General features: G+C 74.8%; 15 protein-coding genes. 7 read left to right on the top strand and 8 right to left on the bottom strand.

Annotation, left to right across the window (positions count from 1 at the left end; all coding sequences use genetic code 11):
- Positions 1-11 precede the first annotated feature (11 nt).
- The gene (locus tag V4Y03_RS28585; RefSeq protein ID WP_332436785.1) at positions 12-2,222 is read right to left on the bottom strand and encodes a phage holin family protein; all 2,211 of its coding nucleotides are present in this window, start codon (positions 2,220-2,222) and stop codon (positions 12-14) included.
- Positions 2,223-2,437: 215 nt separating this feature from the next.
- Positions 2,438-2,842, bottom strand: a complete 405-nt coding sequence (locus tag V4Y03_RS28580) for a hypothetical protein (protein ID WP_317877346.1) — start codon at positions 2,840-2,842, stop codon at positions 2,438-2,440.
- A 136-nt stretch (positions 2,843-2,978) separates the two neighbouring features.
- Here V4Y03_RS28580 and V4Y03_RS28575 point away from each other — a divergent pair, with 136 nt between their 5' ends.
- Positions 2,979-3,758, top strand: a complete 780-nt coding sequence (locus V4Y03_RS28575) for an MBL fold metallo-hydrolase (protein WP_332436783.1) — start codon at positions 2,979-2,981, stop codon at positions 3,756-3,758.
- On the top strand, positions 3,755-4,417 hold the full coding sequence (locus V4Y03_RS28570; protein WP_317878944.1) for a DedA family protein: 663 nt from the start codon (positions 3,755-3,757) through the stop codon (positions 4,415-4,417). The genes V4Y03_RS28575 and V4Y03_RS28570 overlap by 4 nt, the downstream gene beginning before the upstream one ends.
- Here V4Y03_RS28570 and V4Y03_RS28565 read toward each other — a convergent pair.
- From V4Y03_RS28565 to V4Y03_RS28555, 3 genes are all read right to left on the bottom strand, one after another.
- Positions 4,397-5,470, bottom strand: a complete 1,074-nt coding sequence (locus V4Y03_RS28565; protein WP_332436782.1) for an MBL fold metallo-hydrolase — start codon at positions 5,468-5,470, stop codon at positions 4,397-4,399. The two genes, V4Y03_RS28570 and V4Y03_RS28565, sit on opposite strands and share 21 nt — an antisense overlap.
- Positions 5,471-5,717: 247 nt before the next feature.
- A complete protein-coding gene (locus V4Y03_RS28560; RefSeq protein ID WP_332436781.1) occupies positions 5,718-6,950 on the bottom strand; it encodes an aminotransferase class I/II-fold pyridoxal phosphate-dependent enzyme in 1,233 nt (410 codons plus the stop codon).
- Positions 6,951-7,032: 82 nt separating this feature from the next.
- Positions 7,033-8,247 carry a sulfite oxidase gene (locus V4Y03_RS28555; RefSeq protein ID WP_332436780.1) on the bottom strand — a complete coding sequence of 405 codons (1,215 nt, stop codon included), beginning with the start codon at positions 8,245-8,247 and terminating at the stop codon, positions 7,033-7,035.
- A 206-nt stretch (positions 8,248-8,453) separates the two neighbouring features.
- On the opposite strand from V4Y03_RS28555, the gene V4Y03_RS28550 reads away from it, so the two are divergent.
- Both V4Y03_RS28550 and V4Y03_RS28545 read left to right on the top strand, forming a co-directional pair.
- On the top strand, positions 8,454-9,053 hold the full coding sequence (locus tag V4Y03_RS28550; protein ID WP_332436779.1) for a GNAT family N-acetyltransferase: 600 nt from the start codon (positions 8,454-8,456) through the stop codon (positions 9,051-9,053).
- A gap of 74 nt (positions 9,054-9,127) precedes the next feature.
- Entirely contained in the window at positions 9,128-9,973 is an 846-nt protein-coding gene (locus tag V4Y03_RS28545; RefSeq protein WP_332436778.1) for a methyltransferase domain-containing protein, read from the top strand.
- 265 nt (positions 9,974-10,238) lie between these two features.
- Here the strand turns inward: V4Y03_RS28545 and V4Y03_RS28540 are convergent, their stop codons facing one another.
- Positions 10,239-12,260 (bottom strand): DUF5107 domain-containing protein, encoded by a 2,022-nt coding sequence (locus V4Y03_RS28540; protein WP_332436777.1) that lies wholly within the window; start codon positions 12,258-12,260, stop codon positions 10,239-10,241.
- A 181-nt stretch (positions 12,261-12,441) separates the two neighbouring features.
- On the opposite strand from V4Y03_RS28540, the gene V4Y03_RS28535 reads away from it, so the two are divergent.
- Positions 12,442-12,774, top strand: coding sequence for a DUF6204 family protein (locus V4Y03_RS28535; RefSeq protein WP_317876580.1), 333 nt, complete (start codon positions 12,442-12,444; stop codon positions 12,772-12,774).
- Positions 12,775-12,902: 128 nt separating this feature from the next.
- Positions 12,903-13,706, top strand: coding sequence for a thioesterase family protein (locus V4Y03_RS28530; RefSeq protein WP_332436776.1), 804 nt, complete (start codon positions 12,903-12,905; stop codon positions 13,704-13,706).
- A 64-nt stretch (positions 13,707-13,770) separates the two neighbouring features.
- On the opposite strand, the gene V4Y03_RS28525 is transcribed toward V4Y03_RS28530, so the two are convergent.
- A complete protein-coding gene (locus V4Y03_RS28525; RefSeq protein ID WP_317876578.1) occupies positions 13,771-14,121 on the bottom strand; it encodes a hypothetical protein in 351 nt (116 codons plus the stop codon).
- Positions 14,118-14,369, bottom strand: coding sequence for a LapA family protein (locus V4Y03_RS28520; protein WP_317876577.1), 252 nt, complete (start codon positions 14,367-14,369; stop codon positions 14,118-14,120). Before V4Y03_RS28520 ends, V4Y03_RS28525 begins: the two co-directional genes overlap by 4 nt.
- A 202-nt stretch (positions 14,370-14,571) precedes the next feature.
- Between V4Y03_RS28520 and V4Y03_RS28515 the strand changes: the two genes are divergently transcribed.
- On the top strand, positions 14,572-15,390 hold the full coding sequence (locus V4Y03_RS28515) for a GntR family transcriptional regulator (protein ID WP_332436775.1): 819 nt from the start codon (positions 14,572-14,574) through the stop codon (positions 15,388-15,390).
- Positions 15,391-15,533: the final 143 nt, after the last annotated feature.

Genomic DNA, 15,533 nt, shown 5'->3' with positions numbered 1-15,533 from the left:
AGGCATCCAAATCAGTGACTTTTGTCCGGTGCGACCGGCCCTTCGACCGGAAGAACTGATTCCGTTTCGTGTATGGACGGGGAAATCTCCAGTGGACCCAGTGGACCCACCTGCCCCAGCGGCACCTGCGGCCCCGAGGACTCCCCCAGCCAGCGCCGCAGCACCCGGTGCACCTGCTCCGCGCCGACCAGCTCCTCCCCCGCCCCGACGGGCGGCGAGAGTTCCGGCGGCGACAGCAGGAAGGGGTGCGACTGCTCGCCGCCGAGCCCTCCGTGCGAGCCGATCTGCGCCTCGAAGGCGTGCACGGCGCCGCTCGCCGGGTCGTACATCGAGTTGACCATGATGTCCGCGACGTGCGGGAAGCCGTCGGTACGCCGTACCGCGCGCGCCGCCCCCGGCCCGAAGACGGCCAGTGGCCCCGCGTCGTCGAGCTCGGCGACCGGCACCTCCGCGCCGTCCCCGGCGAGCACCACCGAACCGTGCTCGGCGCTCGCCACCAGCACGAAACCGATCCCCGGATGGTGCGCGAGGGTACGCAGCAGTGCCGGGTGGCGCCGCTCGATCTCCTCCCGGGTCATCCGGTGCGGCACGTCCGGGAAGGAGATCAGGCCGAGGTTCCCGGAGGCGAGGACGACCGGTTCGGAGGGCCGGGCGGGCAGCTCCCGCGCCGACTCGCCGGTCTCGTCCACGGGCCGGTGCAGCGCGAGGCGCACCGCGTCCCTGGCCGCGTCCCGCGCCTCCGAACCTCCCCCGGACTCCGTCTGGGGGTGCCCCCGGCGGGTCCGCCGCACCCGACGCGGCACGGGCAGCCCGCACCCGGCCCTGACGAGTTCCTTGAGCGTCAGCCCGTACGCCCCCTCGAAGGTCTCGCCGGGGCTCTGCCCGTGGTCGGAGAGGAGCACGATCCGGTACGGGCGGGGCGCGTGCTCGGCGACGGTCGCGATGAGCGCGATCGAGCGGTCGAGGCGGCGCAGCACCTGGTCGGTGTCCCGGCCGTGCGGGCCCGAGTGGTGTGCCACCTCGTCGTAGGCGACCAGGTCGGCGTAGACGGCGGTCCGCCCGGCGAGCATGTCCCCCATCACGGCGGAGACCACGACGTCCCGCTCCAGGACGGTCGCGAAGGCCCGGACGAAGGGGTACATGCCGCCGCGCGAGACCCGCGGGGTCTCGCGGCGCAGCAGCGCGCGCGTGGACTGGCTCATCTCGCGGAAGCACTCGGCGACGAACGAGCCCGCGGTGCGGACGGCGTTGGCGGGGTCGGAGAAGTACGCGAAGTAGCCGGCGCGCGAGCGGTTGCGGGGGCCCCGCCGGGCGGCCATCGACAGGACCAGCGCGAGCTGGTCGGCGCCGCCGCTGAACAGATTGCCCCGGGAGGCGCCGTCGAAGGTGAGGAGCCCGCCGTCCCCGGTGCGGCGCACGGCCCGGCGCTGGAGTTCCACGGCGCTCGCCGGGCGGTTCGACACCATGATCCGGCCGGTGTCCTTCTCGTACCAGCGGAAGGCGGGCACGTCCTCGTTGGAGCCGTGCAGGATGCCGAGCTGGCTCGCGCCGGTCTGGCTGGACCAGTCCGTACGCCAGGGGGTGAGCCGGTGGCCGGCGTCGAGGAGGCCCGCGACGGTCGGCATCAGACCGTCGGCGACGGCGCCGCGCAGCACGTGGTGGCCGACGCCGTCGAGCTGGAGGAAGACCGTGCCGGGCGCCTGCTCGGGCGCCTCGCCCGAGCCCGGAGACCCCGACTCGCGGGGCCTGGTGCGACCGGTCAGCCGGTAGAGGCGGCGCCGGTAGGCGTCGTCGTCGCGGACGGCGAGGGCGGTGGAGGTGGCGGAGGCGACGGCGGACATGACCGCGGCGACGACCACGGCGGTCTGGGGGTCGGCGGCGCCGCGCCCGTCGGGGATCAGCCAGAGCGCGACGAGCAGCAGGGAGCCGTTGAGGAAGAACACGAGCAGGCCGAGCACCAGCGCCGGGACGAGCAGCAGCGCGCGGACGATCAGCGGCCACACGAGCGCGCCGAGCAGGCCGAACGCGCCCGCCGCCGCGGCGGCGGTCAGCGCGGTCCGCGTGAAGCTGTCACCGTCGGCCGACTGGAGCTGGAAGTCCGGGAGCAGCCCGGCGAGCACGAGCATGGTGAGCGTCGACACCGCCCAGACCACGATCACCCGTGCCAGCGTCCTGCCGGCGGACCGCCAGCGTTCGGCGCCACCCCATCGCCCGTCACCCACGCCCGCTTCACCTTTCGCCCGTTTCCTGCCTCAAGCGTGGCACAACGCCCGTGAACGGAGTAGAAAACGGGCGACGGGGAGGGGCCCGGGTGTGTCAGGTCGGTCGTGGAACCGCGTACCGGAGGGGGCCGGTCTCGACGGTCGGCGCCAAGCGGCGTCGGGGGTCGAGCGCCGTCAGGCGTCGAGCGCCGTCGGGGGTCAAGCCCTGCCGGGCGTCAAGCCCCGTCGTATCCGGCCGTCGGCATGGAGAGCCGTCGGTGGACCCCCGCCTTCGCCGCCGCGTCGTACGCCGGTTCGTCGACCGCGGCGGTCTCCACCCGCACCCCCCGCCGCTCGCATTCGGCCCGGAATCCGGGCACGGAGGTCACCGCGCGCGCGAGCACCCGCTCGTTGGCGGCGACGAAGAGGTCGACCGCCCCCGCCTCCACGTCGACCCACAGTGCCGCGTGGTCGGGCCGGATGCCGTAGAACAGCAGCTGGCGGGCGACCACGTATCCCTTGTCCTCGGCCCAGCGGGCACAGACCGCGTGCTGGCCACGCGTGTCGACAAGAAAGGGCTCGCTGTCCAGCTCTTCGAGCGGGGTGAGGCTGGCGATCGCCGCCACCCGAACGTCGTCCATGGGCCGACCCTACTGCGGTACGGCACGGCCGAACATCCTCCGGCACCCGCCCGGGACATTTACCCTCGTTACGGAGTTACGGAACGGCCCCGGACATCACGAACGGCGGCCGTCACCCCGGAGAACGGAAGGCGGCATGCCGGTGGAGGTCACCTGGTGGGGTCACGCGACCTGCACGGTCGAGGACTCCGGGGTCCGCTTCCTCACCGATCCGCTGTTCGCGCGGCGGCTCGCGCATCTGCGGCGGCGGCGCGGCGCCCCGCCGCCGGCCGAGGCCACGGTGGCCGAGGCGGTCCTCGTCTCGCACCTGCACTCCGATCATCTGCACCTGCCCTCGCTCGCCCGGCTCGCGCCCGGGACGCTCGTCGTGGTGCCGCGCGGCGCCCCGGCCGCCGTACCGGGTCTGCGCAGGCTCGACGGGAACGGGCTGCGGCTGACCGAGGTGGAGGCGGGTGACACGGTGACGGTGGAGGGCGTGACGGTACGGGCCGTGCCGGCGCTCCACGACGGCCGGCGACTGCCGGTCGGTCCGCACCGCGCGCCCGCGCTCGGGTACGTCGTCGAGGGCGAGGCGCGGACGTACTTCGCCGGGGACACCGGGCTCTTCGACGGGATGGCGGAGGCGGTGGGCCCGGTGGACGTGGCGCTGCTGCCGGTCGGCGGCTGGGGCCCGTACCTCGGGCACGGCCATCTCGACGCGGGCCGGGCCGCGCAGGCGCTCGCCGCGCTGTCGCCGGCCGCGGCGGTCCCGGTGCACTACGGCACGTACTGGCCGATCGGGCTCGACGGGGTGCGGCCGCACGAGTTCCACTCGCCGGGCGACGAGTTCGTACGGCACGCGGCACGGCTCGCGCCGAAGGTGGCGGTCCACCTGCTCGGCCACGGCGAACGGGTCCGGCCGGAGGTCGCCCGGTGATCGACGGGTTCACCCGGATCGTGACGGCCGTGCGCGAGCTCCCGCCGGAGTCGACGCAGCAGGCCGTCGGATACCCCTCGCTGTTCCTGCTCGTGGCGCTCGGCGCGCTGGTGCCGGTCGTGCCGACGGGCGCGATCGTCAGTTCGGCGGCGGTGGTCGCCTTCCACCAGACCTCGCCGCTCTCGCTGCTCTATGTCTTCCTGGTGGCGGCCTTCGCCGCGTTCCTCGGCGACACGGCCCTGTACTGGCTCGGGCAGCGCGGGGTCCGGTCCCGCAACGGTTCGCGGTGGCTCGCCGCGCTGCGCGGCCGGGTGACGCCGGAGCGGCTGGCCCAGGCGCAGGAGCGGCTCGACACCCATCAGGTGTCCGTGCTCGTCCTGTCCCGGCTCGTGCCGGCGGGGCGCATCCCGGTGATGCTGGCGTGCCTGCTCTCGGAGATGCCGCTGCGCCGCTTCGCACGCGGGGACATCGCGGCCTGTCTGGCGTGGGCGGCGACGTACCAGCTGATCGGCATCCTGGGCGGTTCGCTCTTCCCGGAGCCGTGGCAGGGGGTCGTCGCGGCGGTGGGCCTGACCCTGCTGATCAGCGCGGTGCCCGCGCTGTGGCGGCGGGTCCGCGCGCCGAAGGCGGACGGGGTGTCAGGGCACCAGCACCCGTGAACCGCCGACCGGCAGGTCCCACAGGTCCTCGCGGGGCAGCCCGGCCCGCTCCCAGGCGGCCCTGACCCGGGCGAGCGGTTCGAGGACGGGCTCGGAGGACAGCACGAAGGTGGCCCAGTGCATCGGCGCCATCCGCCGGGCTCCCAGGTCCTGGTGGGCGCGGACGGCTTCCTCCGGGTCGGTGTGGACGTCGCTGAGCCACCAGCGGGGGTCGTAGGCCCCGATGGGCAGGAGCGCGAGGTCGATGCCGGGGTACCGGCGGCCGATCTCCGCGAACCAGTGGCCGTATCCGGTGTCCCCGGCGAAGTGGACACGGCGCCCCGAGCGGTCGGTGAGCACCCAACCGCCCCAGAGCGACCGGCAGGTGTCCAGGAGGGTGCGCTTGGACCAGTGGTGCGCGGGGACGAAGTCGAAGCGCACGCCGTCGAGTTCGGCCGCCTCCCACCAGTCCAGCTCGGTCACCCGGCTGAACCGGCGGCGGGCGAACCAGCGGCCGAGGCCCGCCGGGACGAAGACCGGTGTGTCCCGGGGCAGCCGTTTCAGGGTGGGCGCGTCGAGGTGGTCGAAGTGGTTGTGGCTGATGACGACGGCGTCGACGGCCGGCAGGTCCTCCCAGCGGACACCGACCGGGGTGAGCCGGGCGGGGGTCCCGAAGATGCGGCGGGACCAGACCGGGTCGGTGAGGACGGTGAGCCCCCCGACACGCAGCACCCAACTCGCGTGCCCCGCCCAGGTGATGGCGAGCGTGTCCGGCCCGGCGACGGGCATCGGCCCCGGCTCGAAGGGAAGCAGCGGGATGTCACGGAGCCCCTCGGGGCGGGGGCGTACGGCTCCCTCCCGGGCGAGGCGGGCCAGGGCCCGGACACCGGGGAGGGGCGCGGTGAGCCGGTCGGCGAAGCTCCGGGGCCAGTCCCACCGCAGCCGCCCGACGGGCTGGAGGAGGGGGGCGGGAGCGGGCGCGGGAGCGGGCGCGCCGGGGGCGGTGGGTGGCCCGGCGAGGGGGTGGTCCGGGGTCTGTGGTGCCCGCGCGGGGTGCGTCGTACGTTCGGTCATCTGCGAGCTCCGTTCTGCGCGGCTCGTGCGGGTCGGACGGTCGGCGCGGGGCGCGCACGGCGAGGGGCGGGGGGTGCTCGGTGGAAGGCCGGGCGCGCACCCCGGAGCGCGGGGCGCGCGCAGCGAGGCGCGGGGCGCGCTCGGTGAAGGGCGGGGCACATGCGGGAGGGGGCCGGGACCGCCGGAAGTCGCCTCCTGTGCACACTACGGCGCGCGCTACGCCGATCTCTCTCAACCGCCCCCACCCTCACCGGAGTTCCTCCAAAGCTCCGCCGAACTCCGCCAACCTCTTCGCCACATGCGGGAGTTCCACGGGATCGGCCGCCGCGAGCACCTCCGCCCGTTCCTCCCCCGTGGCGCCCAGGAACATGCCGGTGCCGAACCGGACTCGGAGCGCGCCGAGTTCGTCGCCGAGCCGGTGACCGCCGACCGCCGGGGCCCCGAGCCGTGCGGTGAGGTGGCTCTCCAGTTCCAGGGAGTCGGTGACGCCCCTGGCGGCGAGTCCGGCCCGCAGTGGGCCGAGGTCGGCGTAGAGGTGGCGGCCCGCCTTCGGGGGCCGGGCGAGCGCCCCCGCGGCCAGGACCGCGCGGTACGCGGCGGCGGCGAGGCGGCCGTGGACGGCGGCGGCGCGCCGGGCCCGTACGGTGACGTCCTCGGGTTCGTCGAGTGCGTGGGCGGCGGCGGGCGCCACCGGTCCGGCGACGACGGCGCCGAGGGCGGTGAGCACGTCGAGGACGCGGGCCCTGCGATCGGTCCAGCGATCGGCGCGGGACGGGTCGGTCGGCGGGAAGCGGGCGACGGCGCAGGGCCAGGCGGCGGGCGTGAGGGCGCCGCCGAGGTCGCTGAGGACGGTGACGTCGTCCGGGCACATCTCGGCGGGGCTCAGGAACACCGCGTCCTCCGGGTGGTGGAGGGTGTCGCGCCAGGTCTCGTCGCTGATGACGTGCAGCCCTTCGGCGACGGCGGCCTCGCAGGCCTCGCGGACGATCTCGGGCGGGGCGACGGTGGCCGTCGGGTCGTCGGCGACGGACAGCAGCAGGACGCGCGGGGTGCCGCCCTCGGCGCGGATCCGCCGGACGGTCTCCAGGAGGGCGTACGGGTCGGGGACGCCGCCGCACTCGGCGGGGGTCGGCACGTGGTAGGCGGGGCGGCCGAGGAGGCGGGCCTGCGGGGTCCACCAGGCGGGGCAGGGCCGGGGCAGCAGGAGGTCGCCGCCGTGGGCGGCGAGCAGGGCGAGCAGCAGGGCGGGGGCGCCGGGGGCGGCCACCACGTCCTCGGGATGGGTGCGCAGGCCGCGGCGCCACCAGTAGCCGGCGGCGGCCTCGCGCAGGACGGGGCCTCCGCCGGGCGGCTCGGGGGCGGTCCGTCCGGCGGCCGCGGCGAGCAGGCCCGCGAGTCCGGGGAGGACGGGCAGCCCGGTGTCGGGGGCGGGAGGGCCGTAGCGTACCGGGCCGCGGCCTTCCGGAGCCGTCTGCCGCATGTCGCGTACCTCCTGAGCGCACAGGGGCGCCGGGCGGGCACCCCCGTGCCCTTTATACGAAGGTTCGGGCGGTTCCGCCCCTTCAGACGACGGTGACCGGGTGACGTACGACCGCGTTGAAGAGGTACCCCTGGGTGTTGTGGACGGCCCGCTCGGGCTGGGTGTTACCGGCGGTGTCGGTGGTACGGGAGAGCAGGGTGACCGGGCCGGTGGCGTGCGGGCGCCACGGCACGGACCAGCGGACCCAGCCGTCCCGCCGGGGCGTGTCGAGGAGCCGGGCCTGCCGCCAGTGCGCGCCGCCGTCGGTGGAGACCTCGACCGACCGCACGGGGGCCAGGGCGGACCAGGCGCGGCCGGTGAGCCGGTGGACCCGGCCGGCCTCCAGGGTGGCGCCGAAGGGCAGTTGATAGGCGGACTTGATGGTCTGGCGGCTGATCGGCTCGCTGCCGCCGGCGGGGTGGGCGTCGCCGAAGAGCCGGTACCAGTCGGTGGACCAGGGCGAGCCGAGCGGACGGGTGGACACCTCGATGTCGCCGAGCCACTTGATCGAGGCGATCCCGACCCAGGAGGGCACGACGAGCCTGACCGGGTACCCGTGGTCGTACGGGAGGGGCTCGCCGTTCATCTCGTACGCGAGGATCACGTCGTCGAAGGCCTTGGCGACCGGCAGCGGGCGGCGCACCCGGCCGTAGTCGACGCCGCCGGAGACGTACGGGTCGTCCAGGCCGCGCGGCTGGAGGGCGACGGCGTCACGGGCGATCCCGGCGCGCCCGAGCACGTCGGAGAGCCGTACGCCGCGCCAGCGGGCGGCCCCGACGGCGCCGAGGGTCCAGGGGGTGCCCGCGACCGGCTCGCCCTGCTGGCTCGCGTAGAGGCTGCGGCCGTTTCCGGCGCACTCGATCAGGGCCGTACGGGTGACGGAGGGCAGATCGCGGAGCTGCCCGTACGTGAAGTGGACCGGGTCGCGGCCGTGGAGCCCGTCGCCCCAGAGCGTCAGACGCCAGTCGGCGGCGTCGAGGACGGGGGTGGCGGTGTGGTTGCGGACGAAGAAGCGGTCGTTGGGGGTGAGGAGCCCGGTGTCGGCGAAGGAGTCGAAGCGGGCCTCGGCGTTGGTGCCCCGGACGGTGAAGTACTCGGCGGGGAGCGCTTTGACGATGCCGGGGGCGGCGGGTGCGGCTTGCGCGGGGGCCGCGTGCGCGGGTGCGGCGGCGGCGATCCCGCCGAGGGCGGAGGCCGCGGGGCTCGCCGCGAGCAGCTTGAGCAGGGCGCGGCGGGCGGGCGCGGGCGAGTTCGGCACGGGACTCCTCGGCAGGGGAGAGACGAACCGCCGGGCGGCGGCGGGCCCGATCCTAGGGGCGCGGGGGCGGCTGGGGCGGGCTGTTCATGGTGCTGTCACAGGAGGGTTCGTCAGGTCGGTGGGGAGGGACGGGCGCGGGGCGGGGGCCTCGTAGGGGCTACGGAATTACGGAGGCGCCCGGAGCGCCCCGGGCCCGAGAATGCGGCATGCAGCAACCGACACCGCCCCGGACGCCGACGCCCGCACCGATTTCCTCGCCCCCGTCGATACGTGAGGCGCTGCCCGAGGACGCGGCGGGCGTCGCCGCCGTGCACGTCCTGTCCTGGCGGGCCGCCTACCGCGATCTGCTTCCCGGCCCGTACCTGACCGCACTGGACGTGGAGGAGCGTGCCGCGATCTGGCGGGACCGCCTCACGGCGCCGGACCGTCCACAGGTGCTGGTGGCGACCGGCGAAGGCGGGCGGGTGCTCGCCTTCTCGTGCTTCCGCGCCTGGCGGGGCGAGGAGTTCCCACCCGGGACCGTGGCGGAGCTGGCGGCGCTGTACGCCCTGCCGGAGGCATGGGGCCGGGGCGTCGGGCGGGCCCTGCTCGCGGCGTCCACGGAGGCGCTGGCGGAGGAGGGGTTCCGCAGGGCGGCGCTGTGGGTGCTGGCGGGGAACGCGCGCGGGCGCCGCTTCTACGAGGCGGCGGGCTGGCGGCCGGACGGCGCGGTCGCGACGGAGGAGACGGGAGGCGTGATGCTCGACGAAATCCGCTACCAGCGAAGGCTGTTCGACCAGGGCACTTCTCCCGCTCCGTCCACATGACAAGACGCGTATCTCATTATTCGGCATCCGTCGGTACGGTGATGGCACGCACCCGCATCGAGGGAGACGCTTCCATGACGCACGCTTCCCACCCTTCCGCACACCCCTCGGCCCACGAGACCGCCGTGTACACCCACGGCCACCACGAGTCGGTCCTGCGCTCGCACAGCTGGCGCACCGCCGCCAACTCCGCCGCGTATCTGCTGCCTTCACTGCACGCGGGACTGGACGTCCTGGACGTGGGCTGCGGCCCCGGCACCATCACCGCCGATCTGGCCGCGCTGGTCGCGCCGGGCCGGGTGACGGGGGTCGACGCGGCCGAGGACGTCCTGACGAAGGCGCGCGCCGTGGCGTCGGAACGCGGCCTGGACAAAGTCGGGTTCAGGGTCGCCGATGTCCACGCACTGGACTTCCCCGACGACTCCTTCGACGTCGTCCACGCCCACCAGGTGCTCCAGCACGTGGGCGACCCGGTGCGGGCGCTGCGCGAGATGCGGCGGGTGTGCCGGCCCGGTGGCATCGTCGCGGCGCGCGACAGCGACTACGGGGCCTTCGCGTGGTTCCCCGAACTGCCCGCCCTGGACGGCTGGCTGGACCTGTACCACCGGGTGGCACGCGCGAACGGCGGTGAACCCGACGCCGGACGGCGCCTGTTCGCATGGGCCAGAGAGGCCGGATTCACCGACATCACGACGACGGCGGGCACCTGGGTCTTCGCCACTCCCGAGGAGCGGGCGTGGTGGAGCGGCCTGTGGGCGGACCGTACGACCGACTCCGGCTACGCGGACCTGGCCGTGACCGGCGGCCACGCCACGAAGGACGAACTGGCGTCCGTGGCGGCGGCCTGGCGCGCATGGGGTGCCCATGAGGACGCCTGGTTCATGACCCCGCACGGCGAGATCGTGTGCCGGGTGCACTGACCGGCACCGACACCCGCGGGCCCGGGCGCCCAAGGGGTCGGGGTGCCACCCCACCGGTCAGCCCCCCGACCCGTCGGCAGCGGGTTCTCGAAACAGCGGTGTCGTCCACCCGGTAGAGACCGTCGAACAGCGGCATCTCCGCGTCGTCGCCCGGGCCGCCGTCTCCGGACCCCCGTCCCTCGCGGACTCCCAGGGCAGCGGCCGGGCCCCCGAGGGGACCCGGCCGCGGCCTCGGCTCGCGGACGTCCGCGTGCCGGCCCGCGCGTCAGCTGGGGCGCATCCTGAACTCATAGGCGTCCGGCAGTGGTTCATCGGTGATCCGCGCCCACAGCTCATCCAGGATCTCGGCGCCTTCGCGCAGGTCCGCCACCTCGAAGCCCTCGTAGAAGACCGCGCGCGCCGCCTCCGGCCTGCCCTCGGCGAGCAGGATCCGGATCTCCAGGAGCCGGAACGCCCCGCTCCCCCGGACCTCTTCCGGCAGCCCCGACCAGAGCTTCCGGGCCCTGTCCGCCCGGCCGTTGGCGAGCAGCGCCGCCACGGCCTCGCGCCCGAGGGCCGCACCGACGGCGGCGGCGCGCGTCTCGCTCCCGGGTCCTTCACCGAAGCCCGTACGCCCGCCGAACTCCGCACGATCCGCATGGCCCGCACGCTCCGCGTAGTCCTCGAAGGCCTCCACGAACCTGTCGGCCGCCCGCTCCGGGTGCCCGTCCTCCTCGTCGGCCACGGCCAGGCAGTGGAGCAGCGGCCAGCGCTCCTTCGCCTGCTTCAGGCCCCGCTCCCAGCTGCGTACCGCCTGGGCCCGGTCACCGGCGTGCCACTGGGCGATGCCGAGGTGGTACTCCGTGGACGGATCCGCCGGGGCGGTCTCCAGCATGTCCCGCCAGGGCCCCGCGACCAGCGGTGCGCCCGGCGCCGCACCCGGTGACGGCGGCGGCAGGACGCCGGTCCGGAGCAGTTCGCGCCACGGCCGCTGCTCCGGCCCGAGGGTCGACTCGGGGAACGGCGTTCCGGGCAGCTCCAGTTCCCCGCGCAGGACTTCGAGGGCTCCCCAGCCGGAGCCGACCGCGAGCACCTCCACCGGCGCGGTGTCGGCCGCACCCTCGCGCCAGGCCGCGTAGGCGGCGTCGACCGCCGCCCCTGGCAGCGCGCCGGCCAGTCGCTGTTCCACGTCGGCGCGGGCCGCCGTCCAGTCGTCGCCGAGTGCCGTGGCGGGGTCGGCGGCGAGCGGTCCGTACGCCTCCAGCCAGCTGAACTCCTCGCCGCCCGCGAGCTCCAGGTGTTCCAGCTGGGTCCGGGCGAGCCCGGCCTGGATCTCGGCGTATCCGGGCGTGCCGGGTTCCGTCAGCCACTCCTGCCAGCGCCGGCCGCCCCGCCCGGTCCCCCATACGAAGAGCTTGCGTCCGCGCAGCGGGCCCGTGGAGGTCTGGACGAGTCCCGAGCCGTCCGGGTCGAGCGCGGCGATCCAGCGGCGCCGCTCCTCGGGCAGGTCGTAGAACCAGTCGGCGGCGTGGCGACTGTTCAGCGGGTACGTGCGGTCGACGCCGTCCTCGGTGGACGGTACGGAAACCCGGTGCAGCCCTCCGTCGTAGCCGTGATGCCAGGCCGCCTCGGCGGGCGCGAGGACCCTGCGGTCCTCGGGGACGGCCGTGTTGGACCACCAGTAGACCGGGGCGACGCGCTCGTGGGGGTTGCGGATCCGGACCCCGACGTACAGGAAGTCGGAGCCCTCCGGAAGCCACAGGTCGACCTGGAAGGGCAGGTCGCGCAGCCGCTCCCACTCCCAGAGGCGGAGCATCGGCCCGCCGTCGGGCGCGCGGACGGTCGCCGCGTGGAGCGGCGAGCAGGACAGGGTGGTGTGGCCGGTGGCGCCGATGTTCCACTCGATGCCGCCGGAGAACCAGGCGCCGTTGAGCGCGAAGGCGGCGGGCTGGAACACCGGGTTGCGGTAGAGGAGTTCACGTCCGGTGGGCTTGTGCAGGAGGGAGTGGATCCGGCCGCCGAGACCCGGGAGCACGGTCACCCGGAGGCGGTCGTTCTCGATCACGATCGTGTCGATGTCCGCGGGGGTGCGCTCACGGCCGTAGCCGTCGCGCACGGGGGCGGGCAGCAGACTGCGCAGGGGCGCCCGTCCGATGCCCCGGGCCATGTCGCGCGGGAGTCCCGCGAGGGTCCGCGCGTCGACCGCGTGGGCCCCGGCACCGGCGGGGGCCCGCAGTGCGGGAAGGGGGTTGTCCGGGCCCAACGGGGCCGCGGGCAGCGTCAGTACGGCACGTCGTACGGTCGTCATTGATCCATGGAACACGCCGGGGCCCGTCCTGACCAGGGGTTCTCCACGTCAGGCTTCGGCAAAGGCGCGGGGCGGGGGCGGGGGACGGAAATCCCCGGGCGTCGCGGGGAGGAGGCACCTAGGGTGGAGGGTCGGCGCGCCGCCCGGCCGCCGGGGAACCATGGCACTGGGAGTACGAGGAATGGGCACGCAGCACACCTACCGGGTCATCGTGCGCGGCACGTTCGACGGTCTTTCGGAGGAGAGCCGCTCCCGGCTGCTCGCCGAGGTGGACCGGCACGGGCTGACCGCGATGCAGTTCACGGAGGAGGGTTCGCTCGCCTACGACCGTACGCTGAAGCACTTCTCGTACCGCCTGGTCGTCGTCTCCGACGCCGCCGACGGCGACGAGATGGCGGGCGCGCTCGCGGAGGACCGGGTGGAGACGGCGCTCGGGGAGCTGGGACACGGGTACAAGGGGCTGCGCTCGACCGTGACCGACCTCGACACGATGAAGATCAACTACAAGCGCTGAGCGGCGGGACCCGCACCACTGTGCCGTGGATCACGATGGCCTCCCGGAGCCGTACTCCCTAGGATGATTGAGCAATACATCTTTCCTGGTGTACGCGTCTACGCCCCCTGTTCGAGGAGACCGATCCCGTGACCACCGGCATCGTCGCGCGCGAGAGCTACTACGAGCGGACCGGCGAGAACCGCCACAAGCCCACGGCCCACGCCGGCGGCGCGTGGAGCGCCGACGAACAGCACTTCAGCCCCCTCGCCGGGCTCGTCGCGCACGAGATCGACCGGTACCTCGCGCGGCGGCCCGGGAACCTGGCGCTCGCCAGGATCAGCTACGACATCCTCGGCCGTATCGCCCTCGACGAGTGCGAGATCACCGTCGAGACGGTACGCCCCGGCCGGACCATCGAACTCCTCGAAGCCGTCGTGCTCATCGACGGCCGCCCGGTCGTCCGCGCCCGCGCCTGGCTGCTGGCCTCGCTCGACACCTCCTCCGTCGCGGACAGCCCCGTCGAGCCGCTCCCGGCCCCCGACACGCTCGAACCGTGGGCGATGGGTGCGGCATGGGGCGGCGGTTACGTGTCCTCCATCGACGTCCGTCGTACGCCCCCGGCCCGCAGGGGCCGCACGACGGCCTGGGTGTCCTCGTCCCTGGACCTGGTCGCGGGCGAACCGAGCAGCCCCCTCGCCTCGTACATCGCGCTCGTGGACACGGCGAACGGCATCGCCGTGCAGCAGGACCCGACCGCGTGGATGTTCCCGAACCTCGACCTGACGATCCATCTGCACCGGCAGCCGCGCGGCCCGTGGACCGGTCTGGACACCACCGCCACGTTCGGCCCGACGGGGCAGGGGCTGACGAGCAGCGTCCTGCACGATGTCGACGGCCCCGTCGGGCGCGCCGAGCAGATCCTCACGGTCCGGCCGCAGCCGCGGGGCTGAGCGGCGGGAGTCGCCGTACGCCGGACGGCCGGACGTCTGCGGCCACTCCCCGGCCGCCGCCCCCTCAGCGCCGGGCCGTCCGTACCCGTGCCGGGCAGGTCTCGCCCTTGCGGACGACTCCGATCATCACCGTGGTCCGCCGGTCCAGGCCCGTGCCCGCCGCCGGGTACTGCGTGCACACCTGCCACCTCGGCGGCCAGAGCACCCGCCGGTCCCGCCCGCTCACATCGTGGACGTCGAGCCGGGTACGGCGGTCCAGCCGGGTGAAGACCCGCCACAGGCCCCGACCGAGGAAGTCCGGCATCGGGCGGGTCCCGGCCTCGCCGTCCGGCGCGGCGGCCTCCTCCGCCGAGCTGACGGCCACGGCGGCCAGCGCGAGGACGGCTCCCGCGCCCACGACGGCGCGCCGCCTCACTTCCGCCTCCGTGCGGCGACGTAGTACCCGCAGACGCCGCCGAGCAGCGCGGTCGCCAGCAGGGCCACGTAGAGCGGCATCGACACCTGGGGGATCAGGAGCCGGATCCTGACCTCACCGGTGTTCTCGAAGATGAAGACGAGAGTGAGGATCGCGACGACGATCATCGCGATCCGGCCCGGCGTCAAGGATTCGGCGAGCCCGGACCTGCCTCCGCCCGATGTCCGTGACGTGCCCTTGGGACTCATGCGCGGCCCTCTCCTCCGTCGTGGCATCGGTCGTACCCGGCCACCGCCGTGGGACCAGAATGATGCGGGTGGGACCTCCCCGTGACGGCATGAGCCGCCGTACGGGTGACTTGTCAGACAACGCGGGCCGACTACCGTGGTGCCGGACACCGGCGGAACCGAGCGCCGGAACCGAGCACCGGCATCGAGACGAGGAGCGGCCGTGGCGGTCAGCGGACACCGGCGGCGACCGGTAGTGGCCCTCTACGAGCGGATCGCGGACGCCGTGCACGACGGCACCTACCCGCCGGGGTCGACGCTCCCCTCCGAACCGAAGCTCGCGGCGGAGCTGGGCGTCAGCCGGCCGGCCCTGCGCGAGGCGCTGCTGCTGCTCCAGGAGGACGGGCTGCTGAGCGTACGGCGCGGGGTGGGCCGGACCGTCAACGACCGGCCGCCCCGGCGCGGGTTCGAGCAGGTCCAGCCACTGGAGGAGCTGATCGGGGCGGGGACGCCGCTGCGGGTACGGGCGCTGGTGCGGACGGTCGAGGAGCCGACCGACTTCACCACCCAGCACCTGCTGGCCCCGGCCCGCGCCGAGCTCAGGTTCTGGGAGTCGGTCCTCACCGGGGAGGGCGCGGCGGCGGCGGCGCTGAGCCACGAGTGGGCGGCACCCGACGAGCTGCTCGACCGGGTGCACCCGGAGTTCGCGCGGGCGCTGCGGGCGGTGGAGAAGGAGTCGCGCACGGGCGCGGCCAGGGGCAATGGCACCGGCACGGACGGCGGGACGGGCAAGCACGGTTCCGCTGCGGTCTCGATGCTCTCGGTGCTGCTCGGGGCCTCGCGCGAGACCGCGCTCGGCGCCCACAGCGGGATCACGGCGACGCTGCTGGGGCGGCGGCGGGGGGAGCAGCTGCGGCGCCCGGCGGACACTCCCGCCGTGCTGGTCACGCAGGTCGTACGGGTCGGGGACACCCCGGTCATGGCCGCGAAGCACATGCTGCCGACGGGCGCGCCGGCGCTGCCCGTACTCCAGTCCCACTGAGCCGAGCCCGCCTCGCAGAGCGCGCCCCGCGGTCCCGCCTCACCGCCGCGCTGCCCCCATCCACCACCGATCCCCGTCGGCCGGCCTCCCCCTCCTTCACCCCCGCCCCCCTCGACCCCCGCCCCCCTGTCGGGCCCGTCACA

Source organism: Streptomyces sp. P9-A4, assembly GCF_036634195.1.
GTDB lineage: Bacteria > Actinomycetota > Actinomycetes > Streptomycetales > Streptomycetaceae > Streptomyces.
This window is presented reverse-complemented; position numbering and strand designations above follow the sequence as displayed.